The organism is Sporolactobacillus sp. KGMB 08714, from assembly GCF_036598985.1.
In the GTDB taxonomy this organism is placed as follows: domain Bacteria; phylum Bacillota; class Bacilli; order Bacillales; family Sporolactobacillaceae; genus Sporolactobacillus.
Map to the genome: position 1 here is coordinate 12,816 of NZ_JAUUBW010000025.1, position 11,860 is coordinate 24,675.

Below are 11,860 nucleotides of genomic sequence, written 5' to 3' on the forward strand. Positions count from 1 at the left end.
CCCCTGAAAAGATGAGTCAACGTTCGCGGTTATCTGCTGAACGCCACTTCCGTTTTCGAATGCCGGGCAACCGCACGGTCTGCCTGGTTCATGATTTTTCTGACTTGATCCGTCTGATCGCGGAAACGAGACAATTGATTGGTAAGCAGATCCATATTTTTACCGACAATGCGGTCATGGGCCTTTAATTCGTCGACAATCCCATCAAAAAAATGCTGACTCAATCCATGGAAAAGCAAGGAAATGGCCTTCACCCTGAGGTTGATCAAACGCACCGTCAGATCCTCCATTTTTAAGTCAAGATCGGCAATCGAGGCTGGAATTCCGATCAACGGCATGGTGATTTTCTCCAGCCCGGCAGAGATCGTTTCGAGAATTTTCTCTGCCAAAGGAAGGCTGCTGATCCAGTAAATATCCTCAAGAATAGCGGACAGCCGCGGATTGATTTTTTTTAGTTCATCGAAGGCCAAAAGAAACGGACCAATGCCCTGGGTCGAATAAAGCAGCTGATTAAACTGATTTTGCAGAGAAACCTGCCGGTCATCCAGGCGGGCTCCTTCGCTCTCAACAGTCTGGACAGAATGGTTGAGATAACCGTCGGCCTGGCGGATACCCGAAAGTATTGGATTGCTCAGACCCGAAGATAATTTTTCCATACTTCCCGTATCGATTTTGATCCGCTGACCTTTGCCCACCGTCTCCGCAGTCAGCGGTTCCCCCGTCCATATATCGGTGACAATCTGATGATCGGCCATGAACTCAATCCGGCCGGCAGACGGGGTGCCCTGAACACCGACAGGAATGTTTTCCTGCGGTGTGGATGGATCCGTACCGCCCACGTAGCCTGTATGATTGTTTGTTAAAAAAGTCAGCCAGCTGATGCCGAAAGCCACGTTGATTTTCGCCCCGGGAATCCGGCCGCCGTAACCGCCGGCCACCTCGCCGAGAGTCAGCGGATCGTAGCCTCCGAAATAATTCGTCATACGCTTCGCTGCGGCCGAATTCACAGACGGTTCGACAACATTCGCCGGAAGAATCGACGGATCAAGCGTGACCGAATGGACATTGTTTCGGACAGCGACATAATTGGCCAGTCCGCCGCCCAAAGAATTGCCGGCAACGAAATCAACATGCCCGTATGTGGCTTTCATGTTATTATAATAGGCTTCTGCGTCTTTGAATTGTTGGGGTGTCCCGCTGCTGAGCACGAGGCCTGCGTCGGTGCCGATGTCGGCCGGTTGGTTCGGATCGGTGCCTGCGTAGATGATGGAGATGTTGCCGGTCTGGAGATCTTTAACAGTCATGGCATCAAGGCCGGATGGCGTTGCGCCATAATTTGTATCACGTATTTTATAGATGTGATTGTTAACATGTAATCTTGAAAATCTTACTTTTAACGGATATTGATAAATGGAATATCCACTTAATTGAACCAAGTCCTGGTCGGGTGTCTGTGAGATCTTATTATTGTTAGCTGTCATTCAATCACCTCATTTCCCTAATTTCTTAATAATCTCATCCTTACCTGATGTTGTTCCTGTATCACTTTTCGCTGCGCCCGTACGTTTTAAGATATCATTGCTTTCAATAAAAATCCCGTAACTTCCGGGAGCCACTTCATCTAAGCCTTTAAATTGGGCGATTATTTTCTCTGCGATTTTTTTATCCGGTATGGCGTGTTTTTCAACCATGTAAAATATAATTCCGACATCAACATTCTCTTTATTAAACGGGCGTTTCTCAATCAATTTTCTAAGTTCCATCTTTGAAACATTATGGTTATGCATAAACTCCTTATAAGCCTCAGGAAAGCTTATATTTGAAGTACTAATGCTGAAATAAGGTGTAGTATAGCCCACATCCACCGTATTGTTAATCATTTGTTGAGGTGTACCGATGACCGGATACTTTTTCACGACAGATTCCGCAAAACGATCCAGATTTTTAAATTCTTTTTCATAAGCCATAGCATAAAGGCCGCTCATGATGCTGTCTTCAACTTTGCCTTCATAAGCTCCCACATTTCCCGTTACTTTCTGGTTAACGGTATCCACACCGACAATCACTGATGTATGAAAATGTGGCTCTCCTTTTGATTCAACATAAGCAACAACTGCATTGGTCGCACCGACTAAATTGTGCGTCGTGACTTCCAGATGATATTTCTCTTTGAAAAATTTATTAACTTGATCGACGATCTCTTTCTTATGGGTCTTCACAAACGCTCCTGTCTTCTCACCGTTCGGCAAAGAATAGCCCTGACCGGCGTAATCCTGAACGGGTATGTATGGAGAAGTGTTTTCGTTTTGTGCCTGTTTCGGATCATTCGCTGTCAATCCGCAGCCCTCCAGCGTTAAACTGATGCCTAAAGCACAGGCCATGCATAACAGCCTGAATCGTTTCCGGTGCATGGGTCCACGCTCCTTGTTTATTTTCCAATATGAAAATTCGATTTTTCTTCACAAATTCCTTCCCATTTATGTTAAGTCAATGCGCGTGATCTTTAAATTGGAATAAAGGCCCAATTATTATGTATGCACTTACAAAAAATTTAAAAGTATCTTTTTTCACCCGCCTAAACATGCATTAGGCCCTTTTTACTATTCACCTATGCGTTCTCCACACAGAATCTGTATCCATACAGGAGGCAACCAGCACTTTGCCAGTGAACATTGCATTTCATATCTTTCCCACTCCCATCCCCCAGAAATGATAATATCCGAATCGGCTCCATACAGACATTATTTTTGAGTCCTTCTGCTGCCTTTTGTTTGTCAGTGATCTCTTTTTCCTTCTTTTATTCCAATCAGCTGCAAAAAAAGATACGGCCGAATTCCCGTAAAGGAATCGGATCCGTATCTTATTAATGTCCCTTTTACTTTAACAAACTCCCTTAACTCATCCGGATAGGATAAACCGGACGTACGTTTCACTATGATAATATCGGGGGCGATTCTTCCAATTGATCCTACGGTCCAATAGATTAACAGATTGCATCGAAAATACACGAATATTTTTCCACTCCATCTCAGTTTCTTCATATAAAAATAGTGATCTGAGACAGGTTTCCAAGTGATCCATTTAATACATTACTTGTGGACTCGTTTGCCGAACGTGATGTTCGGCCGACTGGATCGATGGTTTACCCTATGATATTTTGAGCGATCACTCCGAAACTTAAGGCGACTTTTTCTACGTTCAGTCAGAGCGGCACGTCACCGACTAAAAGACCCGTGCGAGGTATCGAAAGCGTTTCACTCCTTAATGATCATCTGTCTGGATGGCTCGGCTTGTCGGCTAAGTGCGGGGCACATACAAAAGCGTTCGATTCTCAATAACTCTTCTTTCTACCGAAAAAGGCGGACTGTTTGGTTGTGCAGCAATGGAGACAGTCGGATCCGCATCCCGACTGAACGGGATAATCATCTGATGACGCTGACACTTGATCTTTGGTGCTCATTTTCGGCTCGATTTTCCCCGACTGAACGGGATGCATGGAAGAGCCTCTTTTCACAACACGATCACTTATGATTTCTTATAGTCTCAGCAATGATCGGAAATCAACCTTGCATACTTCATACTGTCTGCATGCTTTTCCGGCCCTCTCCGTTATTCGTCAGAATGGTCCGTGTGTAGATCAGTTCTGTCAGCAGGTAAGAGAGTGTCGACTCCGCACCCTGGTTCCTGTTGAGGCCGTCCGGACGCAGGCCGTCGTAACCGCCGCCTTCGTCGAGGTTGGCGGCGGGCACGTGCAGATCGTTTGCTCCGTAAAACCAGGCATGGCATTTTCGAATGATGTCGAGATACTGTTTTTCCGGATGCAGGCTTTTGGCCGCAGCCTCCGATGCAAGCGCCAGCGCCAGCACTTCGAGCGGCTGCTGATCCCACCGGCTCTGCGCCTCGGGTGTGCACCAGCCTTTGTTGCCGATCGGATGGACCGTCCCATCGGCCGCTGCCATTTTCTCGATCAGGAAGTCCAGCGACTCATGTGCGATCCGCAATGCCTCCTGGTTTCCGGTGACGCGCTGCGACTGCAAGAGCGCCCAGGGCAACACGCCGTTTCCGTAAGTCATGGCCGCCTCGAACCAGTACCAGCCGTCTTTTTTATTTTGTACATAAAGATTGATCAGCTTTTTTTCCAGAAGCCAGATTTCCCCGGGCGCCTCGGATTTAATAAAGGTGTCAAAGGAATCCGGCTCATGTTCCTGCTGTGCATGGCGCAGCAATGTGCTTAATGCCGATAATGTATAGGCCTGGCCGCGTGAATGAGTGAGCTGCGGGAGGGCATCCATGCCCTTCCGGAAGATTTCTTTGGCCGCAAAACGGCTGTCGGGGTGCGGCAGGTGAATCGCAGCAACGGCAAGTCCCCACAGCGTCCGGCCCAGGCAGTCATCGGACGGCATCTCCTGTTCTTTGTCCCGATCATAACTGTAATTGTTGTAGAAATGGCCGTCCGGCTGCTGTGTCCAGGAGAGAAACGCGAGGTAGATATGGCTGAGCCGCAATAATTTTTCCTTGTCCTGCGCGCGATTCGCATTCTTACGGCTGTCGAAAAAATGGAACCAGTCTGACGCCGCCCAAAGCGCGCGTGCATTATCGTCCGTCGTGTAGCCTTCGCCGCGGCGCGGAACGCTGCCGATGGCGTGTTCCAGCAATCCGGTGTCATCCGTCATCCGTTCCAGGTGGGTAAACTTAACTGGGATCGGCTGCAATGACATCCGCCTCCGATGACTGTGCGGGTTCTGCCGTCGCCTTCCGGGCCAGCCGGGAAAAAATGCGGTCATAATTTTTACCGGTCTGCGGCCAGCTCATCATCATGCCGATCCGTTCCATTTTTTTCTGATAGCCGGCCAATAACGATGGATCCTCAAGCATCGTTTCGATTTTCAGCGCCCATGCGGCAAGATCTCCGTACGGGACGAACAATTCCTCGCTGCCCTTCAGCAGATCCTGCGCATAGCGGTACGGCGTGGTCAGGACCGGCCTGCCGAGCCCGATCGCATAGGCCAGCGTTCCGCTCGTGATCTGCTGCAGTCCGGGGTACGGCGTGACGTACAAATCACAGGCCGTGATATATTTTACAAGGTCACGTTCACTGATAAACTTGTCGATCATTAATACATGATCCTGCAGACCGTTCTCGCTGATAATCGATTTCAAATACTTCCGGTAAGACTCTCCTTCCTGCTTTTTAACATTCGGATGTGTCTGGCCGATAATCACGTACAGTACTTCCGGAACCTTTTCCGCAATATGCGGCAGTGCCCGCAGAATCGTCTCGATGCCCTTGCTCCGGCTCAGGAAACCGAATGTCATGACAACTTTCCGATCTGTCCAGCCGAGGGATGCCCTGAAGGACGTCCGGCCGTTTAAATCGGGAAGCGGCGTTCCGTGCGGAATAAAGGTAATTTTATTTTTCGGTATCTGAAAACTTAACGCCAGATCGTTGATCGCTTTGTGATTCATAACAATCAGCCGGGCGCTGCGCTTAGCGATTTCCCGCTGAATCGAAGCGTACGGCTCGACCGGCGACCTGAATACGGTATGGAAAGTCGTAATCAGCGGTTTTTTCAGATGCCGGACCAGCTCAAGAATGTATTCTCCCGCATTTCCTCCGAAGATCCCGAACTCATGCTGGAGCGAAACAACCGATACTGAACTTTTGTTCAGCTTTTCCGCCATTTTTTTATAATCTTCTCTGCGATTCTTATCAATTGTCCATTTTAAAAAACTGTCGCTGGGATTCTCTTCGCCCTTTTCCTTAATCACGACAACCGGGTCGGCCAATGAATCGCGTTTTGCCTTTTGAACGCTCTGCCTCAGATGGTAGGTGTACGTGGCAATGCCGCATTTTTTCGGTGGATATGTACTAACGTAAGCAACCTGATAACTCATGATTAGTCGCACTCCTTCTAATTACTTAATCTCACTAAGTTTATTCAGGAATTATTTGTTAGCACTCATCATTAACGACTGCTAATATTATAATAGGCTTTTTTTTCAAAAAATTCAAGTTCCCGCCTTGACAGGCGATCGTCCGGGCCTCTGATTCCAAACGAGAATAAGCCCCGAACGCACGCGCCGACTGCGATCCGGGACTCTCTTACTTTTTCTATTGCCGCCCCAAAATGGCGGCGGTTTGCCAAGCTATTCATCCGTCTGAAGCGCCCGGACGGTTTCTGCCGTCCGGTCCATTCAGTATACAGATGAACTGAAGAAATCCTTCTTTTATTTTTTCCGCATCAAAAAGAAAGGTTCAACCGGCTTGTCGACGGTCATGGTCACCGTCATCATCGGATTGGGAGCCCGGTCGATCGCTTCGCCGTCCTCATTGCGCAAATCATGGACAACCTGCCTGAAATGAACGAAGCCGGGGCCGTAAAATTCAACCTCTTCGCCGACGCCGAAATTGTTGCGCTGCTGAAGCGTGGCGATTTTCGTTCTCGGATCATAACCGAGCACCTGAGCCGCAAAGGTATATTGCGGCATCCGGCGCGGTTTGCCGAACAGCTGCTCCTTCTCAGTCGGCACGTGGTAGTAGAAACCAGTGGAAAGATCGCGCTGGGCGACCTTCCGGATCTCCTCCTCCCAGGCCGGATCGAAGGCGAAATGATCCGGATCGGCGCAATATGTGTCGATCACTTTACGGTATACATTGGAGACGGTTGAAACATAATGGATCGACTTCATCCGCCCTTCGATTTTCAAGCTGTCGACCCCTGCTTCAATCATGTCGGGGATATGGTGCAGCATCGACAGATCGACGGCACTCATCGAGAACGGTTCGGCGCCGCCCGGAATGAGGCTCTTTGCCGCGCCGCCGTCTATCTCGAACAGGTCATATTTCCAGCGGCACGACTGGGCGCAGCCGCCGCGATTGGCATCGCGGTTGACCATATGGTTCGACAGCGTACAGCGGCCGGAATAGGCAATACACATCGCCCCGTGAATGAATGCCTCAATTTCGATGTCCGTGCGGCGGCGCATTTCGCGGATCTCCTCAATGCCGACTTCGCGTGCGAGCACAACACGTTCCAGCCCGACCTTTTTCCAGAATTCCAGTGCTTTATAGTTGGTGGCCGACGCCTGAGTCGACAGATGAATCGGCAGGCCCGGCGCTGAAGCAAAACAAACGGTAATCAGCGCCGGATCGGAAGCGATCACCGCATCGACGCCCATGTTTTTCAGTGTCCTGAAAAAATCGCCGGCTCCTTCCGCATCGCCTTCATGGGTCACCATATTGGCGGCAACATACACTTTTGCGCCGCGGCTGTGGGCAAAATCAACGCCCTCCTCCATTTCATCATAAGAAAAATTACCCGCCCTCGAGCGCAGGCCGTATGCCTGCCCGCCGATATAAACCGCGTCGGCGCCGTAGCGAATCGCCATTTTCAATTTTTCCGGATTGCCCGCCGGAGCAAGCAATTCCGGCTTATTCAAGATTGTTCTCATCGTTCTTTCCTCTCATAGATTCTTTCACTTTTTATTATCAGTTTATGGATAGATTGACGGTATTCGGGAAACAGCAGGCCGCTCAGTCAGTTTACATCTTGAGGATTTTTCAGATAAAAACCGGTGCCGAGCGGCCGCGTCTCCGGTTGGAGCGCTCTGAGCCGGTTGCAGAATCCGGCTGCCATGTAACTGTCGGACTCAAGCGCTTTTTTTGCCTCAACAAACAGCTCGGCGATTTTAACAAAAGCCGGCCCGTGCAGCAGGACACCGTCCAGTTTCCACGTATGCAGCCCATTGTCATACAGTTCCTGCAGGCAGGACATCAATGACAGATCTTCCGTTGAAAAAATGTGCGTGCCGTTTTCATCTTCATAAATCGGGTACTGGCTGTCCGGATTTTTCGGATCGCGCAAGTAAAGGCCGCGATCCTTGTCCGCACGTTCGGCAAGCCCCGCATATCTGTAGTAGTTTGTCAGAAGCGGACGCCCGGACTGATGGATGCAGGTCGGCCCATAAACGAGAACCTCAACGGGTTTATCCAGTCTACTTTGTATTTCTTTAAGTTCGGTGAGCGTCAGTTCGCGCGCGGCAACCGATCCAGCGGCGCCGCGGTTCAGCCAGAAGGCAATCTGCTCCGCCGAAGTGACGAGGGTGCCCGCATCATAAATATACGGGAGCGGCAGACCGAGCTCTTCAAGAATAAAAATAGCGCCCGGATCGCCGGCCGTGATCGCATCCACAGGCATTTCCGCCAGCCTGGAAAGATAGGTCGGCAGCCGATCCATCTGTTCGTTATGCATCAGGCTGTTGCAGGCCACGGTTATTTTTTTGCCGCAGCTGTGAGCCATCCGGGCAATTTTTTCAATTTCATCCGGACCAAGCGGTTTGGGCAGGCAGAGACCGAAAGGGTGCCCGCCGACGTGCAGCGTATCGACGCCGGCATCGAGAAGAGCCGCTGCCTGTTCCGGCGATTCTGCCGTTGCAATGATATTGATCACGAAATAACCTCCGTATGTTCCTTATTTCATCCTAAATTATAACATGCCGTGCCGCAATTTGAAGACTCTTCCCGAACGGCTATTCTTTTTGCGGGCCGCTGCTTTGCGCTATCCTTGAAGTTGAAGTAAAATTTCTTTGAATGCAGAAATCCGCGAAAAGAGGAGAATCAGATGATTGGTTTTATTGGTATCGGAATCATGGGCAGCCGAATGGCAGGCCGTCTTCTGGCCGCAGGAAAGCCGCTTGTTGTTCACAACCGGACGAAAGAAAAGGCAGATCCGCTGATCGGGAAAGGGGCAAAGTGGGCGGACTCGCCGCGTGCAGTCGGAGAACAGGCAGACATTGTTTTTACAATGCTCGCAGATCCTGAAGCCGTCGACGCCGTCGCTTACGGTGAAAACGGACTGCTGAACGGGCTGAACCCGGGCAGCCTGTGGATTGACAGCAGTACGATCAACCCGGCCCATTCCGTTCGGCTTGCAAAGGACGCTGCGGAAAAAAACGTGCGTTTTCTCGACGCGCCGGTTGCCGGATCGACCGGCCCCGCTGAAAAAGGTGAACTGATTTTCTTTGTCGGCGGTTCGGCCAAAGACGTTGAAGAAGCGCGGCCGCTGCTCAGCATTATGGGTAAAGACATTCAGCATAAAGGAGCGAACGGTCAGGGCACCGCGATGAAACTTGTCAATAACCTGATGCTCGGCCAGACGGTCGCCGCCTTCTCGGAAGCCGTGGCATTCGGCGAAAGCCTCGGACTCGATAAAAAGGGACTGATTCATTCTTTGCTTGAAGGGCCGACCGCCGCCCCGATCCTCCATTTCAAACAGCACAAAGTTCTGGATGGAGACTTCGAAAAGGCGGATTTTAAAGTAGTCAGCATTTACAAAGACATGGAACTGGCTGCCGAGGAAGCTTACACGCACAATTTTGCGCTGCCGATTTCTAATACGGTCAAATCGCTTTACGGCCTTCTGAAGCAAAAGGGCATGGGCGAGTACGACTTCGCTTCTCTCTATAAATTTTTGAAAAACGATTCGAACCGCTAAGATGGAAAAAGCGCAAAAATCAGCTACAGCAAAGGCACCGGCGGAAAATCCTTTTAAAAATGAAGAGCACGAAAAGAGGGTCAGATCCTCCCGAAATCATCTACGGATGAAATCATCCGTTGGTCTTGGGAGGATCCTTTTGTAACTGAAGCATTCGATTAAAGAAAGCGCGTAGAATTCTTGGCTATTTTATGAATTTTTCTTCGCTTTTTTTTCAAAAATAGCACCGGATCTTGTTATGGCAGAATTGCTGCTGATCGGCAGCGTATGATCGGTTCGGCAGACGGTCTTGACAGCACCCGATGAATTGATTACGATATAGCTGTAAAAAGAAAGGGTTTTCAGAAAGACGCAGTCGGGAAGTGGAAAGCTGCCATTTCTCCTTTTTTTGAAGCCTAACTTGTCGACAAGTATACTGAAACAATTACATGATGAAGAGGAGCGGATTAAAAAAACGGCACTTACTCCGGGCGGCAGGACTGCTGCTGTAAGGCCGCTATTCATCTCTTAAAGATTTATGCCGGTCATTGCTTATGATCGGGAGAAACCGATACCGGACAAAAACGTATTTACCGGAAAGCCGCCGCAGCACTGGGCAATAAATGCCATGGCCGTATTCGTATAAATCGGCTTACCTTTTATCATGGCAAAGCTTTAGGTTTGTCCTTCTGTACGGCTATGTTGTCGACAGGTAGACAGCAAAATGAAAACGTTTAATTAGGTACCGGTTTCATGATCTTACTTTACTAAAGAAGAGGATAAATTATGGGAAAATCATACATGATGGGTGTCGACATCGGCACGACCAGTACGAAAGCCGTTCTCTATGAATTGAACGGCACCATCGTTGCGCACGCGGACAGCAGTTATCCGCTCTACACACCGGACGCTTTCACTGCAGAACAGGATCCGGAGGAATTGTTTGCAGCAACGATCTCAGTCATTCACGATGCCGTTGAAAAAAGCAAAGCGGCTCCGGGCATGATTCGCTTTGTCTCGTTCAGCTGTGCTATGCACAGCGTTATTCCCGTCGATAGGGACGGAAAGCCCTTAATGCGCTGCATGACCTGGGCGGATAATCGCAGCATCGATTGGTGCGGCCGCTTAAAAACAGATCTGGGCGGGCATGAGATCTATATGAGAACCGGAACCCCGATTCATCCGATGTCGCCGTTGCCGAAATTGCTTTGGATGAAACATGAACGTGCGGATCTTTTTAATCAGGCTGAAAAATTCATTTCGATTAAAGAATATATTTTTCATAAATTGTTCCACAAATATGTCGTCGATTACTCAATCGCTTCCTGTACCGGACTGCTTGATATGCATCGTCTGAATTGGGATCAGGGAGTATTGAAGTTGATCGGCATCACAGAGGAACGGCTGTCTGAACCGGTTCCGACGACACGGATCCTGACCGGTATCGACCCGGTGTACGCCGAACAAATGGGGCTTAATCGGGAAACCCCGTTTGTGATCGGCGCCAGTGACGGTGTACTGTCCAATCTAGGCGTGGACGCTATTGATCCGGGTATTGTCGCCGTCACGATCGGAACAAGCGGCGCGATCCGGACCGTTGTGGACAAACCGTCCGCAGATCCTAAAGAACGCCTCTTCTGCTATGAACTGACGGAGGACAAATGGGTCGTCGGCGGGCCCGTCAATAACGGAGGCGGCGTCCTGCGATGGGCCAGGGATGAATTTGCGGCATCGGAAGTGGAAACAGCCAAACGGCTCGGGATCAGCCCCTACGACGTGCTGACACGCATGGCCGCCCGGGTCAAGCCGGGATCGGACGGCCTGATTTTTCAGCCTTATTTCAGCGGCGAACGGGCTCCGCTCTGGAATCCTAACGCCCGCGGCGCCTTCTTCGGACTGACCCTGCACCATCAGAAACAGCATATGATACGCGCCGTGCTCGAAGGAATTATCTTTAATCTCTATAGTGTCATGCTGGCGATGAGAGAAAGGACGGGAGAGCCGAAGCAGATCCAGGCAACGGGCGGTTTCGCCCGTTCACAACTGTGGCGGCAGATGATGGCCGACATCTTCGCACAGCCGGTGAACGTACCGGAAAGCTTCGAAAGTTCATGTCTCGGCGCGGCCGTTCTCGGTCTCTATGCAACCGGGGAGGTCCGCGATCTCAATGTTGTTTCCGGGATGGTCGGGTCCGTTCACAGCCATCGGCCGATAACGGAAAATGTTGAAGTCTATGAAAGACTGTTTCCCATTTTTCTGCGGCTCTCCAGAAAGCTGGATGATGAATGGAACGATATCGCCGCATTCCAGCGCTCTCAATTCAGCGATTAAAAGGTTTTTGGAACATGGAAACATATCGGCTTTATTTATAAAAAAAATTTTTAAAC

At 49.9% G+C, this 11,860-nt stretch carries 8 protein-coding genes; 2 read left to right on the forward strand and 6 right to left on the reverse strand.

Features of this window, described 5'->3' with window-relative positions:
• Positions 1-29 precede the first annotated feature (29 nt).
• The 6 genes from Q6A92_RS12240 to Q6A92_RS12265 form a co-directional block, all read right to left on the reverse strand.
• On the reverse strand, positions 30-1,481 hold the full coding sequence (locus Q6A92_RS12240; RefSeq protein ID WP_332238289.1) for an SA1320 family protein: 1,452 nt from the start codon (positions 1,479-1,481) through the stop codon (positions 30-32).
• Between the two features lie 9 nt (positions 1,482-1,490).
• Entirely contained in the window at positions 1,491-2,336 is an 846-nt protein-coding gene (locus Q6A92_RS12245) for a DUF1672 family protein (protein ID WP_332238290.1), read from the reverse strand.
• A 1,239-nt stretch (positions 2,337-3,575) separates the two neighbouring features.
• Positions 3,576-4,712 carry a glycosyltransferase gene (locus tag Q6A92_RS12250; protein ID WP_332238291.1) on the reverse strand — a complete coding sequence of 379 codons (1,137 nt, stop codon included), beginning with the start codon at positions 4,710-4,712 and terminating at the stop codon, positions 3,576-3,578.
• A complete protein-coding gene (locus Q6A92_RS12255) occupies positions 4,693-5,895 on the reverse strand; it encodes a glycosyltransferase family 4 protein (RefSeq protein WP_274398428.1) in 1,203 nt (400 codons plus the stop codon). The genes Q6A92_RS12250 and Q6A92_RS12255 overlap by 20 nt, the downstream gene beginning before the upstream one ends.
• 333 nt (positions 5,896-6,228) lie before the next feature.
• Positions 6,229-7,452 carry a peptidase U32 family protein gene (locus tag Q6A92_RS12260; protein WP_332238292.1) on the reverse strand — a complete coding sequence of 408 codons (1,224 nt, stop codon included), beginning with the start codon at positions 7,450-7,452 and terminating at the stop codon, positions 6,229-6,231.
• Between the two features lie 86 nt (positions 7,453-7,538).
• The gene (locus tag Q6A92_RS12265) at positions 7,539-8,447 is read right to left on the reverse strand and encodes a peptidase U32 family protein (RefSeq protein WP_332238311.1); all 909 of its coding nucleotides are present in this window, start codon (positions 8,445-8,447) and stop codon (positions 7,539-7,541) included.
• 174 nt (positions 8,448-8,621) lie between these two features.
• On the opposite strand from Q6A92_RS12265, the gene Q6A92_RS12270 reads away from it, so the two are divergent.
• The gene (locus Q6A92_RS12270; protein WP_332238293.1) at positions 8,622-9,494 is read left to right on the forward strand and encodes an NAD(P)-dependent oxidoreductase; all 873 of its coding nucleotides are present in this window, start codon (positions 8,622-8,624) and stop codon (positions 9,492-9,494) included.
• A gap of 765 nt (positions 9,495-10,259) precedes the next feature.
• A complete protein-coding gene (gene gntK / locus Q6A92_RS12275; protein WP_332238294.1) occupies positions 10,260-11,804 on the forward strand; it encodes a gluconokinase in 1,545 nt (514 codons plus the stop codon).
• The last annotated feature ends 56 nt before the right edge of the window (positions 11,805-11,860 follow it).

What these genes read in the sequence shown, in the direction of transcription:
- Q6A92_RS12260 (WP_332238292.1), bottom strand. Translation starts at nt 7,452, where the DNA reads ATGAGAACAATCTTGAATAAGCCGGAATTGCTTGCTCCGGCGGGCAAT.
- gntK (WP_332238294.1), top strand. Translation starts at nt 10,260, where the DNA reads ATGGGAAAATCATACATGATGGGTGTCGACATCGGCACGACCAGTACG.
- Q6A92_RS12255 (WP_274398428.1), bottom strand. Translation starts at nt 5,895, where the DNA reads ATGAGTTATCAGGTTGCTTACGTTAGTACATATCCACCGAAAAAATGC.
- Q6A92_RS12240 (WP_332238289.1), bottom strand. Translation starts at nt 1,481, where the DNA reads ATGACAGCTAACAATAATAAGATCTCACAGACACCCGACCAGGACTTG.
- Q6A92_RS12270 (WP_332238293.1), top strand. Translation starts at nt 8,622, where the DNA reads ATGATTGGTTTTATTGGTATCGGAATCATGGGCAGCCGAATGGCAGGC.